At 47.9% G+C, this 19,920-nt stretch carries 15 protein-coding genes; 9 read left to right on the top strand and 6 right to left on the bottom strand.

The annotated features are described in order from the left end of the window. Positions 1 to 128: 128 nt before the first annotated feature. Positions 129 to 2,945: an excinuclease ABC subunit UvrA gene (gene uvrA / locus GWG06_RS15480; protein ID WP_160714299.1), complete on the bottom strand. Its 2,817-nt coding sequence runs from the start codon at positions 2,943 to 2,945 to the stop codon at positions 129 to 131. Positions 2,946 to 3,260: 315 nt separating this feature from the next. Between uvrA and GWG06_RS15485 the strand changes: the two genes are divergently transcribed. Further along, the gene (locus tag GWG06_RS15485; protein WP_127038153.1) at positions 3,261 to 3,833 is read left to right on the top strand and encodes an RNA polymerase sigma factor; all 573 of its coding nucleotides are present in this window, start codon (positions 3,261 to 3,263) and stop codon (positions 3,831 to 3,833) included. A gap of 204 nt (positions 3,834 to 4,037) precedes the next feature. On the opposite strand, the gene GWG06_RS15490 is transcribed toward GWG06_RS15485, so the two are convergent. Further along, positions 4,038 to 5,237, bottom strand: coding sequence for a thiolase family protein (locus GWG06_RS15490; RefSeq protein WP_160714301.1), 1,200 nt, complete (start codon positions 5,235 to 5,237; stop codon positions 4,038 to 4,040). Between the two features lie 262 nt (positions 5,238 to 5,499). Between GWG06_RS15490 and rlmN the strand changes: the two genes are divergently transcribed. Genes rlmN through GWG06_RS15505 form a run of 3 tightly spaced genes read left to right on the top strand, consistent with a single transcriptional unit; the run spans position 5,500 to position 8,806 of the window. Further along, positions 5,500 to 6,543 (top strand): dual-specificity RNA methyltransferase RlmN, encoded by a 1,044-nt coding sequence (gene rlmN, locus GWG06_RS15495; protein ID WP_127038157.1) that lies wholly within the window; start codon positions 5,500 to 5,502, stop codon positions 6,541 to 6,543. A gap of 58 nt (positions 6,544 to 6,601) precedes the next feature. Next, complete coding sequence (locus GWG06_RS30595; protein ID WP_235938374.1) at positions 6,602 to 8,068, top strand: pseudouridine synthase; 1,467 nt, start codon at positions 6,602 to 6,604, stop codon at positions 8,066 to 8,068. A 15-nt stretch (positions 8,069 to 8,083) separates the two neighbouring features. Beyond that, positions 8,084 to 8,806 carry an RluA family pseudouridine synthase gene (locus GWG06_RS15505; RefSeq protein WP_127043387.1) on the top strand — a complete coding sequence of 241 codons (723 nt, stop codon included), beginning with the start codon at positions 8,084 to 8,086 and terminating at the stop codon, positions 8,804 to 8,806. 236 nt (positions 8,807 to 9,042) lie between these two features. Here the strand turns inward: GWG06_RS15505 and GWG06_RS15510 are convergent, their stop codons facing one another. Together GWG06_RS15510 and GWG06_RS15515 are read right to left on the bottom strand one after the other, a co-directional pair. Then, positions 9,043 to 9,678, bottom strand: a complete 636-nt coding sequence (locus GWG06_RS15510) for a peroxiredoxin (RefSeq protein ID WP_127043388.1) — start codon at positions 9,676 to 9,678, stop codon at positions 9,043 to 9,045. 527 nt (positions 9,679 to 10,205) lie between these two features. Further along, entirely contained in the window at positions 10,206 to 10,811 is a 606-nt protein-coding gene (locus GWG06_RS15515; RefSeq protein ID WP_160714303.1) for a hypothetical protein, read from the bottom strand. Positions 10,812 to 10,949: 138 nt separating this feature from the next. Between GWG06_RS15515 and GWG06_RS15520 the strand changes: the two genes are divergently transcribed. Continuing rightward, entirely contained in the window at positions 10,950 to 11,957 is a 1,008-nt protein-coding gene (locus GWG06_RS15520; RefSeq protein ID WP_158631623.1) for a helix-turn-helix transcriptional regulator, read from the top strand. 117 nt (positions 11,958 to 12,074) lie between these two features. Here the strand turns inward: GWG06_RS15520 and GWG06_RS15525 are convergent, their stop codons facing one another. Beyond that, complete coding sequence (locus GWG06_RS15525; protein ID WP_160714305.1) at positions 12,075 to 12,803, bottom strand: LolA family protein; 729 nt, start codon at positions 12,801 to 12,803, stop codon at positions 12,075 to 12,077. Between the two features lie 116 nt (positions 12,804 to 12,919). Between GWG06_RS15525 and ade the strand changes: the two genes are divergently transcribed. Further along, positions 12,920 to 14,554 carry an adenine deaminase gene (gene ade, locus GWG06_RS15530; protein ID WP_160714307.1) on the top strand — a complete coding sequence of 545 codons (1,635 nt, stop codon included), beginning with the start codon at positions 12,920 to 12,922 and terminating at the stop codon, positions 14,552 to 14,554. 134 nt (positions 14,555 to 14,688) lie between these two features. On the opposite strand, the gene GWG06_RS15535 is transcribed toward ade, so the two are convergent. After that, positions 14,689 to 15,780: an anhydro-N-acetylmuramic acid kinase gene (locus GWG06_RS15535; RefSeq protein WP_160714309.1), complete on the bottom strand. Its 1,092-nt coding sequence runs from the start codon at positions 15,778 to 15,780 to the stop codon at positions 14,689 to 14,691. 108 nt (positions 15,781 to 15,888) lie between these two features. Here GWG06_RS15535 and GWG06_RS15540 point away from each other — a divergent pair, with 108 nt between their 5' ends. The 3 genes from GWG06_RS15540 (at position 15,889) to GWG06_RS15550 (ending at position 19,701) form a co-directional block, all read left to right on the top strand. Next, the gene (locus tag GWG06_RS15540; protein WP_160714311.1) at positions 15,889 to 17,775 is read left to right on the top strand and encodes a YfbK domain-containing protein; all 1,887 of its coding nucleotides are present in this window, start codon (positions 15,889 to 15,891) and stop codon (positions 17,773 to 17,775) included. A gap of 45 nt (positions 17,776 to 17,820) precedes the next feature. Further along, the gene (gene upp / locus GWG06_RS15545; protein ID WP_127043395.1) at positions 17,821 to 18,474 is read left to right on the top strand and encodes a uracil phosphoribosyltransferase; all 654 of its coding nucleotides are present in this window, start codon (positions 17,821 to 17,823) and stop codon (positions 18,472 to 18,474) included. A 213-nt stretch (positions 18,475 to 18,687) separates the two neighbouring features. Continuing rightward, a complete protein-coding gene (locus GWG06_RS15550; protein WP_127043396.1) occupies positions 18,688 to 19,701 on the top strand; it encodes a PorP/SprF family type IX secretion system membrane protein in 1,014 nt (337 codons plus the stop codon). The last annotated feature ends 219 nt before the right edge of the window (positions 19,702 to 19,920 follow it).

Raw genomic sequence — 19,920 nt, forward strand, 5'->3', positions numbered from 1 at the left:
GAATTGCGAATTACGAATGAGGAGCGAAGATCTAAGCGATTAAGTATAACTTAATATCCTCTTAGATCTTCGCTCCTCATTCGTAATTCGCAATTCGTAATTCGTAATTATGTTAATAACAATCAGCATCAGATAAACTTCCCCGTATAGCTTTCCTTCACTTTCTTCAGCCCGTCCGGAAGACCAGCGTACAACAGATTACCGCCACCGGCGCCGCCTTCAGGCCCCAGATCTATGACCCAGTCTGCGCTGCGGATAACATCCAGGTTGTGTTCAATAACCAGTACAGTATGGCCCTGGTCTATGAGGGCATTGAATGAGTTCAGTAATTTTTTGATATCATGGAAGTGTAAGCCGGTAGTAGGTTCATCGAAGATGAAGAGGATTTTCCCCTGGGCTTTACCCTTGCCGAGGAAGGAGGCGAGCTTAACACGCTGTGCCTCGCCACCACTGAGGGTATCGCTGCTTTGCCCCAGTTTGATATATCCGAGGCCCACATCGCTGAGCGGACGTATTTTATTGCATACGTCCTTTTCATCTTCAAAAAACTCCAGGGCTTCATCTACGCTCAGCTCCAGAATTTCATAGATGTTTTTGCCTTTATAGGCTACTTCCAGTACTTCGTCTTTAAATCTTTTGCCGCCGCAGCTTTCGCAGGTCAGGTGTACGTCTGCGAGGAACTGCATTTCCACGATCACCTCTCCTTCTCCTTTACATGCATCACAGCGGCCGCCGTCCACGTTGAAAGAAAAATGTTTAGGCTGGAAACCACGCATTTTGCTGAGTGGCTGCCGGGAAAACAGATCCCTGATTTCATCGTAGGCTTTGATATAGGTCACCGGATTGGAGCGGGATGATTTACCAATCGGATTCTGATCAATCATTTCAATCTGGGTAATATCATCCATGGCGCCTTTCATGGCTTTATGATAACCCACTTTTTCGGCAAATTCTCCTTTCAGCTTCATCAGGGCCGGATAGAGAATCTGTTTTACCAGCGTGGTTTTACCGGATCCGCTCACGCCTGTTACTACTGTCAGCACCTCTAACGGGAAATCTACAGTAATATCTTTCAGATTATGCTGACGGCAACCTTCGAGGGTGATGGCCTTTTTCCATTTACGTTGCTTCAGCGGCGGATCAATGCGGAGCGTTCCGCTGAGATACCTGCCGGTAAGGCTTTTCGGATCTTTGAGAATGGCAGGATAACTACCGGCAAAAATCACTTCTCCACCCAGGTGGCTGGCCAGCGGTCCCATATCGATGATATAGTCTGCCTCTTCCATCATCTGTTCATCATGTTCTACCACTACCACGGTGTTGCCCAGGTCGCGCAGTTCTTTCAGCACGCTGATGAGGCGGTGGGTATCTCTGGCATGCAGCCCTATACTGGGCTCATCCAGGATGTACATGGAATTGGTGAGGTTGCTTCCCAGTGTTCTGGTGAGTTGTATACGCTGGCTTTCTCCGCCGCTGAGTGTATTGGCAACACGGTTGAGGGTAAGGTAACCCAGGCCTACGTCCAGCAAAGTTTTGAGGCGGTGGTTTATTTCAAAGAGAATACGTTTTCCTACCTGCTGATCGTATTCGTTCAGTTCCAGTTTTTCAAACCAGGCTTTGAGGTCCTGCACGGGCATATCTACCAGGGCAGCGATGTTATGCCCGCCCACCCTGATATAGAGCGCTTCCTTACGCAGGCGGCCGCCGCCACAGTCGTGGCATACGGTACGTCCACGGTAGCGGGCCTGCAGTACACGGTATTGTACCTTATACAGGTTCTGTTCCACCATTTTGAAGAACTCATTCAGGCCGTAGAAATGTTCATTACCTGTCCACAGCAGTTTTACCTGTTCTTCGGTAAGATCCGCTATGGGCTTATGTACAGGAAATCCGAATTTACGGGCGGCTTTTATCAGCGCTTCCTTGTATTCGCCCATTTTCTCTCCTCTCCAGGGCGCTACGGCGCCTTCAAAAACGCTGAGCCGTTTGTCCGGTATAACGAGGTCAGCATCAATACCCAGCACCTGCCCGAAGCCCTCACAGGTAGGGCATGCACCATAGGGGTTATTGAAGGAGAACAGGTTTGGAACGGGCTCTTCGAACTGAATGCCGTCCAGCTCAAACCTGTTGGCAAAATGTTCGGTAGTGGTACCGTCAATTTCCAGGTAACAGTCGCCCTCACTTTCGTAGAAGGCCGTCTGCACGCTGTCGGCTATACGGTGTTTATCATCTTCCTCAAAATCCTTTACCACCAGCCTGTCTATCAGTATCCAGGCATCTTCCGGAACGGCCGGTTTCTTTTGCTCCAGCAGCTCTTCAATACGCAATAGCCCGGTACCACCGGCAGAGGGGGCATATAACCGGGAGAAACCTTTCTGCAGAAGAATATTCAGTTCTTCTTTGGCATCGCGTTTGGCATGACGGCGGAAAGGCGCCAGCAGCAATACTTTACTGCCGTGTTTCAGCTTCACGATATAGTCCACCACATCGCTTACCTCATGCTTTTTTACGAGCTGCCCTGAAACAGGGGAATAGGTTTTTCCGACGCGGCCAAAGAGCAGGCGCAGGTAATCATATATTTCCGTCATAGACCCCACGGTAGACCGGGGAGTACGGGTGATTACCTTTTGTTCGATGGCGATAGCCGGGCAGATGCCTTTTATATAATCCACATCCGGCTTATTCATACGCATCAGGAACTGGCGGGCGTAAGCACTGAGGCTTTCCGCATAGCGGCGCTGCCCTTCTGCGTACAGCGTGTCCATTGTGAGAGAGGATTTCCCTGACCCAGACACACCGGTTACTACCACCAGCTTATTACGGGGGATAGATACGCTTACATTCTTCAGGTTGTGAACCCTGGCTCCTTTTATGAAGATATTGTCCTGCGCGTTAACCTGCTGAGGATCAATTACGGCTTCCTTTTTCTTAACTTTTGTACCCATGACAGAACAAATTTACGGGAAAAGATGTTAGCTAAGTATCTCGTATTTAACTGATTTACTGCGGAAAAAAAATGTGCGGAAAAAGTCGCTGAAAGCTAATATCCAAAGGCAGGAAGCTATTTTTATTATTTGTTTTATTGAACTATTCTTTTATATTTGCAAAGGACCTGTCCTATACCGTGGAATAAGTAACAAAATCTTTAACGCTTAAAACTGCTCATTATCGCATAAACTCTACTCAATTAAAACAACCAACTGGCTGTAAAGTCCGTATTTATTTACTAACCCGTCTAGTTGTAGAAGTTTATGCAAATAATGTACAAATTGTGCGACGAGCAGTTGATTACCCTTTTTAAGAAAGGACATACTTCAGCATTGGAGGAATTGGTCCGTCGCCATAAAGACAAGGTGTATACATCTATTCTGTTGCTTGTCAAAGACTCTTTTCTGGCGGAAGACATTTTCCAGGACACTTTCATAAAAATTATTGATACCATCAGGGCCGAGCGCTATACGGAGAAAGGAAAATTTTTGCCCTGGGCGATGCGTATTGCACACAACCTGTGTGTGGACCACTTTAGAAAAATCAAACGCACGCCGATGATCAAAACCGGCGACGACAAAGATATATTTGATGTACTTGGTTTCAGCGATAGTTGTGTAGAAGAAAAAATAATGACCCGCCAGAGCCACGATCGTGTCCGCATTATGCTGGACATGCTTCCGGAAGAACAACGTGAAGTAATTATCCTCCGCCACTATGCCGAACTCAGTTTCAAAGAAATTGCTGACCTCACGCAAGTGAGCATCAATACCGCATTAGGTCGTATGCGGTATGGACTGATCAATCTCCGTAAAATGATGACGGAGAAGCAGATATGTCTATGAACGACCCTTTTTTTGCTTGCCAGCAGCGGGCGGCCGGATGTAATGTCCGACCGCCCGTTTTTTTTAAAAAAATTACGAATTACGAATTGCGAATTACGAATGTGACCCGAAGATAAAAGCGAAGAATCTAATGGGTTCTTCGCTTTTATCTTCGGGTCACATTCGTAATTCGCAATTCGTAATTCGTAATTTTTTTAAACTGCATCAGGGCTTTTCAAACACAACCGCCGCTCCCTGCCCTACGCCCACGCACATGGTAGCAAGGCCGTATCTGGCGGCAGGACGGCGTTTCATTTCGTGAAGGAGGGTGGCTGTGATGCGGGAGCCGCTGCAACCAAGCGGGTGACCGATGGCGATAGAGCCGCCGTTTACATTGACGATGTCCGGGTTGACGCCCAGTGCGTTCATACATACCAGTGCCTGTACAGCAAAGGCCTCATTGAATTCAGCCAGATGGAGCTGGTCTATGGTAAGTCCGGCTCGTTGCAATGCTTTTCTGCTGGCGGGTATAGGGCCTATCCCCATGATAGAGGGATCTACGCCTGCCACCGCCATGCCACGGATAATGGCGAGCGGCTGCAGATTAAACTGTCGCAGGGCCTTTTCTGATACCACCAGTACGGCGGCGGCGCCGTCATTAATACCGGAGGAGTTGCCGGCAGTAACGGTACCGTCTTTTGCAAAGGCTGGCCTCAGGCCAGCCAGTTTTTCCATGGTTGTTTCCCTGGGATGCTCATCGCGGGAAAACACAACCTGCTCTTCTTTATTGGGCGTGATGGGCACCGGGATGATTTCATCTTCCCATTTGCCCGCATCCAGGGCCTGTTTGTAGTTGAACTGGCTGCGAAGGGCGAAGAGGTCCTGCTCTTCCCGGCTCACTTTCCACTGCCGCGCTACATTCTCGGCAGTTTCCCCCATGGAATAGGGATGATGCATATCTGCCAGCTTCTTATTGGTAAAGCGCCAGCCGATGGTAGAATCAAAGATCTCTGATTTACGGCTGAAAGGCCCTTCTGCCTTGCCCATTACAAAAGGCGCGCGGGTCATACTTTCCACGCCACCGGCGAGGTATATGTCCCCTTCCCCGCACATAACGGCTCTGGCGGCATCCATAATAGCCTGCATACCGGAGGCGCACAGGCGGTTGACGGTGTTACCGGCAACGGTTACGGGCAGGCCTGCCAGCAGAGCGGCCATCCGGGCTACGTCCCGGTTATCTTCTCCGGCCTGGTTGGCAGCGCCGGCAATTACATCTTCAATAGCAGCGGGATCTATAGTGGGATTCCTGGTTAACAGCGCTTTCAGTACATGCGCCAGCATATCATCTGGCCGGATGGTGCTCAATGCGCCACCATAGCGACCTATCGGCGTACGTACTGCATCAACTATATAAGCGGTTTGCATGTGGATCAATTGGTTTGGCTGCAATATAAAACTCTTTTTCACTTTTCATCGTGACAGGTAAAGGGTGCGCCAATGCCCCGGCAACCAGAAAAATGTCGTTTTTACACGCTTACGGACTGATCCGTTACAACCGAGTTTCCTATCTTTGCAGGTTGATAATCAATCTAAAAGCTAAAACTGGTGGCTAACGGCTATTTTTGTATCTTTGCAGATGCTTTCCGACTGCCGTAAGGCAGCCATTTGCTCATATAACAGTCTATTAATGAAGTCTGACAAAAAAAACATCCGGCATTTAAGTCTGCCGGCCTTACAGGAATATTTTGGTTCTATTGATGAGAAGCCATTCCGTGCCAAGCAGGTATACGAGTGGCTATGGTTACGCCATGCAGGCAGTTTTGATGCAATGACCAATCTTTCCAAAGATTTACGTCACAAGCTGGAAGAAAACTTTCACATTCCGGCAGTGCGGGTAGACGGCATTCAGCAGAGCAATGACGGCACTATCAAAAGCAGGTTCCGGTTGCACGACAACCACCTGGTAGAAGGTGTGCTGATACCCACTGATACCCGGCAAACAGCCTGTGTATCGTCTCAGGTAGGTTGCAGCCTCAGCTGTAAATTCTGCGCCACCGGTTATATGGACCGTAAACGTAACCTCGATTTTGATGAGATCTATGATGAAGTAGCCCTCATTAATCAGCAGGCACTCGAACACAACGGCAAAAAACTCAGTAACATCGTATTTATGGGTATGGGTGAACCCCTGCTCAACTATAAAAACGTGCTGGCATCCATTGAGCGGATCACCGCTCCTGATGGGCTGGGCATGTCGCCGAAACGTATTACCGTTTCCACAGCAGGCGTGGCCAAAATGATCCGGCAGCTGGGCGATGATAAAGTCCGCTTTAACCTGGCGCTGTCTTTACACGCCGCCAATGATAAAAAGCGCAGTGAGATCATGCCTATCAACGATTCCAACAACCTGAAGGAACTGATTAGCGCGTTGAATTATTTCTATAAGGCAACAGAAAATGAAATCTCCTTTGAATATATCCTCTTCAAGGACTTCAATGACAGCAAACAGGATGCTGACGAGCTGATAAAAATCTACCGTCAGGTGCCTGCAGACCTGGTAAATATCATCGAATACAACCCGATAGATAATGCCCGCTTCCAGAAGCCGGACTCGCAGACAGCAGAAGAATTCATGGAATACCTTTCCCGTAACCGCGTGAATGCAAGATTGCGCCGCAGCCGTGGTAAGGATATTGATGCTGCCTGCGGACAACTGGCCAATAAAGGCTAATTACTAAAACTGAACTTACATGGGTCATGCGTGCATGATCATCAATTAATAATAATTTATGAAGAAGAAAATACCTGCTAAGAAGGGTACCGCTCCTTTTAAAGGAAGAAAAACGGACAATACCGGCAAACCGGCAGCAGGCAACCGCAACAGCTCGTCCTTTGATGGTGAAAGACCAGGAAGAACATCTGCAAAAAACAGTTTCTCCGGAGATGAAAAACCAGCGTTCCGCAAACGTAGCGTTGGCGGTGATGAGCCGGTAAAAGGCAAGCGCTCTTTCAGCAGGGATAATACCGGAGACGATAAACCAACTTTCCGCAAACGCAGCGTTGGCAGCGATGAGCCGGTAAAGGGCAAACGCTCTTTCAGCAATGACAATACCGGAGATGATAAACCAACTTTCCGCAAACGTACCTATCTCAGCACCGGTAAATCCGGCGATGAGCAACCACGCAGGCGGACCTTCGGCAACAGCGAAAAGCCGGCAGGCAAACGCTTTTCCGATAATGACGACAAACCGGCTTTCCGTAAGCGCAGCTTTGGAGAAGATAAAAAAAGCTTCGGCAAAAAATCTTCCGACGCCTACGCCCCTAAAGATGAAAGCGCCTTCCACGGCGGCTCCGGAGAGCGCAAAGGACCTAAACACAAAGACACCCCCAGCGGCTTTAACCGCAAAAAGTTCTTTGACCGCACCAACGACCGCTTCGCTGATAAACATGAAAAACATACCCGCATCAGAAAGGCAGATGCCGGCACCGAGTCACCGAAGCCTAAAAAAGAATCCAAAGAAAGTATTTTTGGCCCCGGCGAAATGCCGCTGAATAAATATATCGCGCATTGCGGACTGTGCTCCCGCAGAAAGGCGGTAGATTTCATCAAGGACGGAAAAGTAACCGTTAACGGTCAAACCGTTACAGAACCTGCTACCAAGGTTACCGCGAAAGATGTGGTGACCCTGCAGGATAAGAAAATCAATCTCACCAAAAACCTGGTGTATATCCTTCTCAATAAACCGAAAGGATTTATTACCACTACCGACGATCCGGAAGGCCGGAAAACCGTCATGGACCTCATCAAGGGCGCTACCGAAGATGAAAGGGTATACCCTGTGGGCCGCCTGGACCGTAACACTTCTGGTCTGCTCCTGCTCACCAACGATGGCGAACTGGCGCAAACCCTGGCACATCCTAAACATAACATCAAAAAAATATACCAGGTAGAACTGGACAAACCGCTTACCAAAGGTGATTTCGAGAAAATCATTGCTGGTCTGACCCTGGAAGATGGTGTGGCACTGGTAGATGCGCTGGGTTATGTAGATCCGAAAGATAAAAAGCAGATAGGCATAGAAATCCACAGCGGCAAGAACCGTATTGTGCGCCGTATCTTCGAACATCTCTCCTATTCTGTAGAAAAGCTGGATCGCGTGATGTATGCGGGTCTCACCAAGAAAACGCTGAACCGTGGCCAATGGCGTCATCTCAGCGAAAAAGAAGTGATTCTGCTGAAACATTTTAAAAAATAACCGCCCGATAACCTGATGCGATTAGAAGAGCATATTATACTGGAGACACCTGATTTTGTTGTAGTGAACAAGCCATCGGGGATGTTGACGCTTCCTGACCGGCACGACAATGAACTGACTTCCCTGATAGCTGTCATGAAGAAGGCTTACGGCGATATCTTCACCGTACACCGGCTGGACCGGGATACCAGCGGTATCATCCTGTTTGCAAGGCATGAGGCAGCGCACAAATATTTTTCCCAGCTTTTTGAGAGCAGGGATGTGCAGAAGTTTTACCTGGGCCTGGTACATGGAGAGCCGGAACCGGAAAAAGGCACTATCAACGAAGGTATTATGGAGCATCCCGTGCAGAAAGGTAAAATGGTGACCAACCGCAAAGGAAAGCCTTCCGTTACCGATTACGAAGTGCAGGAAAAATTCGGTTTGTACAGCCTGATTAAATGGCAGATTCATACCGGCCGTACCCACCAGATCAGGGTGCATATGAAGCACCTGGGACATCCTATTGCTGTGGATGAATTGTATGGCAGCGCGCAACCGGTATTGTTATCTTCCATCAAGAAGAAATTCAAGCTGGGCAAGCATACCGAAGAAGAGCGGCCGCTACTGAGCCGGCTGGCACTGCACGCCGCTATACTGGTATTCAAGGACCCGCAGGGCAAGGAATACAGTATAGAAGCCCCCTTACCAAAGGACATCAGTGCTGTACTGAATCAGCTTCGAAAACACAGGGGATGATTTTTTATTTTATTATTTCATTATTTGAGATTTAAATAAAAGCGAAGACCAGAGCGATGATACATGAAGTATTTGCTCTGGTCTTTGCTTTTATTTAAATCTCAAATAATAAAATGGGAACATAATAAAATAAAAAAACGGGGAAAAATCCCCGTTTCGTAAAAATCAAAAACCAACCATTAAAAAATCGTTTAAGCAACCGGAGCGGCTGGTGGTTATCCGGTGGCTGAATATTTTTATTTGTTAGGCTGTGGTGTTGTTCTCAGGTAAGGCTTAATAATTTTATGGCCTTTGGGAAAACGTTCCGGGATATCTGCGGTGGGTACAGCTGCCGTAACAATCACATCTTCTCCGTCTTTCCAGTCTGCAGGTGTTGCCACGCTATATTTGGCGGTGAGTTGCAGAGAGTCTATAACGCGTAAAACTTCGTGAAAATTCCTGCCGGTAGAAGCCGGGTAGGTAATGGTGAGTTTTACTTTTTTGTCGGGTCCGATGATAAACAGGGATCTGACGGTGAATGTTTCTGAAGCATTCGGGTGAATCATACCGTAGAGGTTGGCTACCGTTTTGTCTTCATCTGCAATAATAGGAAAAGTTACGTCACAATGTTGTGTTTCGTTAATATCTCCTATCCAACTTTTATGTTTATCCAGTGGATCAACGCTGAGTGCCAGCACTTTAACGTCGCGTTTTGCAAACTCATCTTTTAAGAGGGCAGTTTTGCCGAGTTCGGTTGTACAAACCGGGGTAAAATCTGCCGGGTGAGAAAAGAGCACGCCCCAGCTGTCACCGAGGTATTCATAGAAATCAATTTCTCCTAAGGTGGTGTTGGCTTTGAAATTTGGAGCAATATCTCCCAGTCTTAAACTCATAATTTCAGGTTTACGCGTTCAAAAATAGCATTTTCCTACAAAAATTATAGACTTTAAAGGAACTTTTTCTTTTTTTTCAGTGCTTTTTTTAAAAAAAGGGATTTGGGGTTAACAAACGGGCAAACAAACAATGTGTAATCAACAATATAAGAACGTGGTTAACAAAACATTATGGAGACTGACAATATAATATCAGACACAGGTATAGGAGATAACAGGGAGTTTATCCGTATGGAAGTAAGGCCAGGGATTTAAGGGGGAAGGTATTTGGGGTCCGCAAATCACTGGATGAGGGGGCTTTTACAAACTATGTGAGAGAAAGGGGCTTACAACACATACGGATAAAGGGTTTAACAAAACAAATGGAGATCAGGGTTTACAAATCATGAATGAAAAGGGTTACAACATATGGACAAGTTGACAAGGTTACAACACATGGATAGCGGTGTTTTCAATACTAATGGTTAAAAGGGTGAATCAAACAGATGGATGACGGGGTTATCAGACGGTATGGATGATAATAACGGTTACGCCTGATCTGAATGATGTAGCTGCCAGGCATAATAAGCCATGGTGAAGCTCAGGTCATCGGCCAGTCCGGCTTTTATGCGGGCAGCTTCATCTTCCAGTTCTATTTCAATATATCCAAGGTACAGGTCATAATAATTGAGGAGCGTTTGCATACAATGCTCCATTGTTTCTGTCAGATCCGCGCGTACAGCGGGCGGCTGCGGAGGCCCTGCCGGCGGGAGGGCAACTACCTTCTGAATAAAATAGCAGGCATCATCTGTACAGATTTCCCATTCATGGGATTCCGGCCTGCTCAGGTAAAAGGTCATATTATCAAAAACAACCGCAGCACCCAATTCAGCTTCCAGGTCTATCATTTCCGGGATCCGGCACATATTCTCCAGCTTCTCCACAATGGTCATTTGAACTGCATCATTTTTTTCATGGCTGTACCTTAGCATTGTATTCATTACTTCGTAAGTAGTTACAAGATCACAAGGATACCACACGCCATCCTGTTGCACATGGCCCCACAGTGTGAGATAATTGGAATCATCCAAAATAATCTGGCCGATAGAAATAGCCTGTATCTGTTTAGTGGCTGTTGTATGTACTTTACTCATAACTGTCAGCTTTTTGATAACAATACAAAGTTACTACGGCCTCACGCAGAGGATTTGCGTAGTAACAATCTGATAAAAAAATTTTTGATCCGGAGTAAAGGCGGGGAATTGCTTATTTTTAAACCTAAATTTAATCTTGTGCCAAAGAACAAGGATGCAGTATCACGTTATCGTTGGATCGACGAGCGGCTGCGCAACAAAAGGTTACCCAAACCCACACTTGAAAACCTGATTGAGTACGTATCTGAAAAAATGGACAGCAATGTTTCCACCCGTACCATTCAGAAGGACCTGCAGGACATGCGACAGGACCCTGAACTCAATTACATGGCCCCTATCGTATACGATCGCAGCTCCCGCACCTACCGTTATGCTGATGAATCATTTTCCATCAGTAATATTCCTATTGAAGAAGCTGACCTCCAGGGCCTGGAAATCGCCATCGGTATACTGGAACAATTCCGCGGATTGCCGGTCGTACAGCAATTTGAAGACGCTATCCTCAAAATAGCCGCCAGCCTTAAAATGAACAGGGAAGCCCTGCAGCATAAAGGCCTCATCAAATTTACCCGCACCTCCCAATACAAAGGCGCAGAACATATCCCGGAAATAGTAGATGCTATCAAAAACCTGGAAATCATCCGCCTCGCCTATCAGAGTTTTGATCGCAACGAACCCAAGGAACACTGGGTAGAACCCTATCACCTCCGGGAATACCAGCACCGCTTCTACCTCATCGGGAAAAGCCAGCAAACCCGCGGCGGGGCCGTACTTACCTTCGGCCTCGACCGGATTGTAAAACTATGGCCCACCGGAAAACATTTTGATGAGAAAAACTTCGATGACGCCAGCTACTTCCAGCACGCCATCGGCATTACCGTACATGATGCAGAACCGGAAAACGTACTGCTGTCCTTCAGCCCCCGACAGGGAAAATATGTAAAATCACAACCTATCCACGCCTCCCAGCAGGTCGTGGAAGACAATGGCAAAGAATGCCGTATATCCCTGAACGTGGTCATTAATCCGGAACTCACCATGACCCTCCTCAGCTACGGCGCCCAGGTAAAAGTGCTGCAGCCCGCACATCTGGCGGAAAAACTCGCGGAAGAAGCAAAAGAAATGATGAAACTATATAAGAAGTAATTACGAATTACAAATTGCGAATTACGAATGAGGAGCGAAGACATAAGCGGATAAAGAATTTACTTCTTTGCTTATGTCTTCGCTCCTCATTCGTAATTCGCAATTCGTAATTTGTAATTATTTCCCTTGGGGCCTTTCAAACAACTCATCAGCTATCGGCTTATTGATTTCTACCCTGGTAAGGTGGATTTTCATGCCGGAGCCTATGGGCGTTTGTTCTGTGGTGGCGGCGTATGCGTATCCTTCGGGGGTGTGCCTGTAGTCGGACAGGATAGTGACCAGCTCTGTTCTGGCGCCCATATATTCAATAAAATTGACGGCTTTAACAATGAAGCAGGTTTTGGCATCCAGGTATACCAGCGCCGAGAGGCTATCTGCCGTATATACCTTCAGCTTATAGGCAGGGGCGCCGTTGGCCGTATCTTTACCTATAAACTCTACCTTCTTTCCTTTGGCTTCCACATTAAACAGTTCGCCGGTAACATCCAGCTGCGATTTGATAAATGTACGCACGGCAGGGTCCAGCTCTTCCACTTCCGTTTTATGCGCTACCGGCAGATACTGCCAGCCACCGGTAGGGGTAACTACCTGAATGTTTTTGGTATTCAGTGCATCGAACTCCACCCGCAGGGCCTGTCCCTGCTTTACCCAGCGCCTGATAGGTACTTCCATCTCCCTGGCAATCATCACTCCTTCGGAATACTGCGTTCTGATAGCACTCAGCTTATCGGCGCCGCCCATTGCCTGGGTATAGCGATCCAGTATTTCCTGCAGTGTCTGCGCCTGTAAACCGTTGACAGCCGCCATGAATACTGCTGCCAGTGATAGGATTCTTAAATGTCTCATAGTATTTTTTTAAACGCCAGCGGGCAAATAAAGATAGCCAAAAAACAGGTTGCCGCTTCACCGCAGCCAAAAAATACCGGAAGCTGAAAATCCCCGCTATTCCTTAGCTTTACGGCATGAATACATACCAGATTTCAGGCAATCTTGTGGATGTCCTGCAACAAGAAATATATCCGGCAACACTGCATATTGAGAATGGCCGTATCATCAGTATTGAAAGAAACAACAACGTATATACGCAATTCCTCCTTCCCGGATTTACAGATGCGCATGTGCACATAGAAAGCTCCATGCTCATCCCCTCCGAATTTGCCCGGCTGGCTGTTGTACATGGCACCGTTGCCACTGTCAGCGATCCGCATGAAATTGCCAATGTGATGGGGGTTGACGGTGTAACATTTATGCTGGAAAACGGGAAACAGGTACCTTTTAAATTCAACTTCGGCGCACCTTCCTGCGTACCCGCCACCACCTTTGAAACCGCCGGCGCCACCGTCAGCGTAGCAGATATTGAACAGCTGCTGCAACGGGACGACATTAAATATCTTACAGAGATGATGAACTTCCCCGGTGTACTGAACAAAGACCCGGAAGTGATGGCGAAAATAGCCGCTGCAAAAAAATATAACAAGCCGGTAGACGGGCATGCACCCGGGCTTAGCGGAAACGCTGCCAGCAACTATATTCAGGCTGGTATCAGCACAGATCACGAGTGCTTTACACTGGAAGAAGGACTGGAGAAACTGCAGCTCGGCATGCACATACTTATCCGCGAAGGCAGCGCCGCCAAAAACTTTGAAGCTCTCATTCCCCTGCTGCACGACTATCCGGAAAAAATTATGTTCTGCAGCGATGATAAACACCCCGACAACCTGGAGGAAGGCCACATCAACCAGCTGGTGAAACGCGCGCTGGCACATGGGATAGACCTGTTCAAAGTTCTCCGGGCCGCCTGCGTAAACCCCGTGCTCCACTACAACCTGGACAACGGCCTGCTCCGCGAAAATGATGCAGCAGATTTTATTATCGCAGACAACCTGCATGACTTCAATATCATCGCGACCTATATCAACGGTCAGCAGGTGGCAGACAACGGCCGTACGCTGATATCTTCCATACCTGTTACCCCGGTAAACAACTTCGTCTGCGATCCGTTGTCACCGGCCGATTTCCGCATACCAGCCACCGGTAATTCCGCTAAAGTCAACGTGATAGAAGCGATGGACGGACAGCTGATTACCAATGCTATTACTGCTACCCTGCCGGTAACGGACGGCGCATTACTATCAGACACTACTCAGGATGTATTGAAACTGGCTGTAGTAAACCGTTACCGTAAAGCGCCCGTTGCCACTGCCTTCATCCGGAGTTTCGGCCTGAAGTCCGGCGCTATAGCGTCTTCCGTAGCACATGACAGTCATAATATCATCGCCGTGGGTACAGACGATGCCAGCCTTTGCGCTGCCATTAACGGCGTTATTACCCACCAGGGCGGTATCAGCATCGCCAGTGACAACGATGTACAGGTACTCCCCCTTCCGGTAGCCGGACTGATGAGTAACCTTGACGGCTATACGATTTCAAAACAATACAGTCATTTCGATCAGGCCGCCAAAAAGCTGGGATCCGCGCTCGCATCTCCCTATATGACATTATCGTTTATGGCATTACTGGTAATACCGCATCTGAAGCTGAGCGATATGGGGCTGTTTGATGGAGATAAATTTGCCTTTACAAACACAATGATTTGATTTAATTACGAATTACGAATTGCGAATTGCGAATTGCGAATGAGGAGCGAAGATATAAGCGGAAGTAAATTCTTTATCCGCTTATATCTTCGCTCCTCATTCGCAATTCGCAATTCGTAATTCGTAATTATTTATTACTTCGTTGTCCACAACGCCCCGTTAATACTGTCTCTCGTTGCGCCTGTAACAGAAGACAGCACGTTGTCTTCCTGTCTCCAGCGCAGCGCGCCTATCAGGGCCATAATCAGGGCTTCTTTGAAGCTGATGGCTTGTTCATCAGGTATTTCAACGGTGATGCCGAGTGGTTCCAGTTGCTGGCGGATGGTTTCAACGAGGAAGGTGTTGAAAGCCCCGCCTCCGGTGATCAGCATGCTGGCGGGAGCATCGGGCAGCTGTGTTTTCAGGGAGGCGGCAGCCTGGGCTATTTGTGTGGCAATATGTTCAGTGTAGGTACGCAGTTTACCCTGAACGGATATACGCAATGTATTGATCATGGGCAGAATGGTATCCGTACCGAAGTCGTTGGCCAGTGATTTGGGCCAGGACTGATGATAATATGGTAATGCGTTCAGTTGTTCCAGGAGAGCCGTGTCGGTAACGCCGCCGGCAGCGAGTGCGCCGCCTTCGTCGTAGGCCTTGTTAAGGGCGGCAGCCAGGCCATTCAATACGCGGTTGGCAGGGCAAACATCGAACGCTACAAACTGGCCGGGCAGTTGTGCGGAGATATTGGCAATACCTCCCAGGTTGAGCCAGAACTGGTAATTACCAAACAGATATTTTTCCCCGATAGGTACGATAGGCGCTCCCTGGCCGCCAAGAGCCACATCCACGGCACGCAGGTCGGTGATGACCGGCAGGCCTGTAACAGCTGCAATAGCTGCGCCGTCGCCCAGCTGAGCTGTCATTTGCTGCCCTGGCAGGTGAAAGGTAGTATGGCCATGGGAGGCAATGAAATGTACTTTATGATCCAGATTATTTTTCTCAATAAAAGATAATATCCGCCGGCCGGTATAATGGCCGTAGGCAGTATGCAGCAACAGGTAGTCCTTTGCAGCAAGAGCGGTGGCAGCAGCCAGCTTCTCCGCCCATTCCGGCTCATATGGCAGGCTTTCAGACGCTTTGATAGCATAGGTCCATTGTCCGCGTATTTCTGTCAGCTCAGCGAAAACGATATCCAGTCCGTCCAATGAGCTACCGGACATGGTGCCAATCACATTATAAACCATCTAATAAAATTTCGGCAAAGGTAGCAAATAGCTTTTTAAGGGGTTATGAAAATGATTTATGGAATACATGGATGAACCGGCATCATGTGCGCAGAAAATAGGTACATCATGAAAAAATATCTTTCCTTATTCCTGCTCTCCTGCCTGCTGGCAATTGATGCATCAGCGCAGCTACGGCCGGTTTCCGGCACGGTAAAAGATAAAGACGGCAATACCGGTATTTATAATACGGTAGTACGTGTAAAGGGCACCGATTATATGACTGCTACAGACAAACAGGGGAATTTTACCCTGAAAGTGCCTGCCGGCGCTATTATACTGGAAGCCATTGCTACCAGCTACAAACGTGCGGAAGTAGCAGTATCTCCCAAACAAGGCACAGTACATTTCAGACTGGAGCTGCTGCCTGCTGCAAAGCGGGCCCGGGTAGCGCTGCAGGGCAGCGAAGCACGGGTAAGAATGGCAGAAAAAACATATGTAAAAGGCGTGATGGCGGCAAAAGCTGATCACTCCGGATACATAATGCCGGCGCCGACACCGGGTCTTTATATACAACCTGCTGCCAGTACTGAGGACTACAGTCCTATCAACGAAAATATTTTCCATGCAGCCACCGATCAGCCACTGAGTACATTCAGCGTGGATGTAGACCGCGCCTCCTACAGCAATGTGCGCCGCTTCCTCAACAATGGCCAGCTGCCGCCACCGGATGCCGTGCGTGTCGAAGAGATGATCAATTACTTTGATTACAAATATAAAGGTCCCAGTGGCCAGGATCCTGTGGCGATCTATGCAGATATGGCGATCTGTCCCTGGAATATTCAGCATCAGCTGGTACGTATTGCGCTGAAAGGCAAGCAGGTAGATGCCCGCGAGCTGCCGCCCTCCAACCTGGTATTCCTGGTGGATGTTTCCGGCTCTATGGAATCCGCCAATAAACTGCCATTGGTAAAACGGGCATTTGCCGCACTGGTGCAGCAATTACGGCCACAGGACAAAGTATCTGTTGTAGTATATGCCGGCGCCGCCGGCGTGGTGTTGCCCTCTACCTCCGGCAATGAAAAAACAAAGATCCTGGAAGCCATTGAAAACCTGCAGGCCGGCGGTTCTACAGCAGGAGGCGCTGGTATTCAGCTGGCGTATAAAATTGCGGCTGAGAACATGTCAAAACACAGTAACAACCGTGTTATTCTGGCTACAGACGGCGATTTCAACGTAGGCCCCTCCAGCGATGGCGAATTGCAGCGCATCATTGAAACGGAGAAGAAGAAAGGTATCTTCCTTTCAGTACTGGGTTTTGGTATGGGCAACTATAAGGATAACAAGCTGGAGCTGCTGGCAGACAAGGGTAATGGCAACTATGCCTATATCGATAATTTTGAAGAAGCCCGCCGCACCTTCGTTACCGAGTTTGGCGGTACCCTTTTCACGATTGCCAAAGATGTGAAATTGCAGATAGAATTCAATCCAAAATTCGTACAGTCGTACAGGTTAGTAGGGTATGAAAACCGTATGCTGCAGAACGAAGATTTTAACAATGACCAGAAAGATGCCGGCGATATGGGCGTAGGGCACACGGTTACAGCGTTGTACGAGATTGTGCCTGTTGGCGGTAAAATACCGGCAGTAAACTGGGTAGATCCGCTGAAATATCAGCAGACGGCCATCACAGGCAATGTAACAGAAGTACTCACCGTGAAGTTGCGTTACAAACAACCTGATGAGGAAAAGAGTAAACTGCTGCAGAAAGTACTGCCTTACGGTTCCCGTACAATACAGGAGGCTCCGGAGGATTTCAGGATGGCAGCGGCCGCCGCCGCGTTTGGTCAGCTGCTGCGCAACTCTGCTTTTAAAGGCACAGCCACCTGGAAGGATGTGCTGGAACTGGCCGGGAAGTCGCGCGGGGACGATCCGGAAGGCTATCGTGCCGAATTCGTGCAACTGGTGAAAAAGGCCAGCCTGCTGGACAGGGATCAGGATAAGGATAACGAGTAGGTTACATGAATTTTCGGTAATTTGCCGCTTCAAAGAGGGACGCACATGATAATAAACTTAAGTGAAACTAATTCGCTGGTAGGAGAATGGCTAAGCGAGATCAGAAATGTAGATGTTCAGCAGGACCGTATGCGCTTCCGGCGTAATATGGAAAGGCTCGGAGAAGTAGCAGCTTATGAAATCAGTAAAACGCTGGAATACGTAGACAAGGAAGTGACTACGCCGATGGGAATAGCTACCTGCCGCGTACTGAAGGCACAGCCTGTGCTGGCCACCATTCTGCGGGCCGGACTGGCGTTGCACCAGGGTTTGCTGCATTATTTTGATAAGGCGGACCACGCGTTTATTTCCGCTTACCGCAAGCACAACCATGATGGTTCTTTTGATATCAGCCTGGAATATGTAAGCAGTCCTTCTATTGAAGGTCAGGTGCTTATACTCTCTGATCCGATGCTGGCTACAGGCGCTTCCCTGGTGAAAACCATCGAGCACCTGGAAGAAATAGGAAAACCCAGCCATATTCACCTGGTGGTGGCTATTGCCTGTACGGTAGGTATTGAATATGTGCTCCGTAATACCAAGGCCAACCTGACCATCTGGGCCGGAGATATTGATGACGAGCTTACGGCTAAAGGTTACATCGTACCTGGCCTGGGCGATGCCGGTGATCTGGCTTTCGGAAATAAATTACAACAATAATATTTGTCTGACGTTTAAGGATTTATAACAAAGAATTTTTCCATTTTCTCATTTTGAAATTTTTCAACAGGAAAATATCCGGATGAGAAAATGGAAAATTTTTATGAGCAATTGTTCTATAAAGTTTTTTATACATGGATTTAATTTGAAATATGACATAATTGGTGTACCTTCACCACCATTGCATAAACCCTATGCTTTAAGCTTTATTTTATGAGAAGAGCTTTACTATTCCTGGCCATATTCCTTTATTTAAATCCGTTACGGGCACAGGACCCGCATTTTTCACAGTTTTTTGCCTCTCCGCTGACACTTAACCCGGCGTTTACCGGTTTATTTTCAGGTGATTACCGTATATCAGGTAACTATCGTTCACAATGGCGCAGCATTGCTTCTCCGTTTGTGACCGGTACGGCAGCCATCGATTTCGGCATCCTGAAAAATACCATCTCGTATACGGATATCTGGGGTGTTGGTCTGATGGCTATGTATGACAGAACAGGCGGTGGAGCGCTGACGTCCACCTACCTTTCAATGAGTACGGCCTACCATAAAGGACTGGACCCGGAAGGCAACCACACACTGGCGATTGGCTTGCAGGGAACGCTGGTACAGAAGAGACTGGACAACTCCAAGCTGCAGTTTGAATCGCAGATTGATAACAATGGCTTCAATCCGGCTATCCCCAGTGGCGAAACCCTCGTGAATCCTAAAATATCCTATTTCGATCCCAACATCGGTATATTATATAATGGCCTAATCGGCGAAGCCTCCAATATATACCTGGGCGCTTCCTATTACCATATTACCCAGCCCACCGAATCATTCATGGATATTACCCAGAACCGCCTCAGCTACCGCTGGACACTGCATGGTGGCGGGTCTGTACCAGTAAACGGCAAAGACCGCCTGCATGGAAGTGTACTGTACATGAAGCAAAGCACCGCCTCTGAATTTGCGCTCGGCGGCGCCTATGGCTTTGCGCTCAGCGATATGGAAGATAACCCTACTATCTTTTACCTCGGTGCATTCTGCAGGCTGAAAGATGCGCTCATCCCGTATATCGGTATGGAAATAAAGGGCTTCCAGGTGGGCCTTTCCTATGATACCAACATGTCTTCCCTGAAAGCGGCATCACAATACCGCGGAGGTATAGAACTGTCGCTTATTTATATTCATACCAGGAACGAGAACAATAAGTATAAAACGCTCTGTCCCCGCTTCTGACAAGGATACTGCCTGACATAACTATCATGTGAACTGAAAGATACCCGAACCGTGCAGCACCCGTTCTGCGCGGTTTTTTATAACCAATACCCGAAGAAAAACAGTGAACAAAAACCTAAATCCATATTTCCCGGATCATTTTAAAATATTTTTGCCTTAGTTTCGTTCATCCCTCAATAACCAGAGGTTATAATAAAAATTAATTCTGTCACTTAAAAT

This window comes from Chitinophaga solisilvae (genome assembly GCF_009928525.1).
GTDB classification, from domain to species: domain Bacteria; phylum Bacteroidota; class Bacteroidia; order Chitinophagales; family Chitinophagaceae; genus Chitinophaga; species Chitinophaga solisilvae.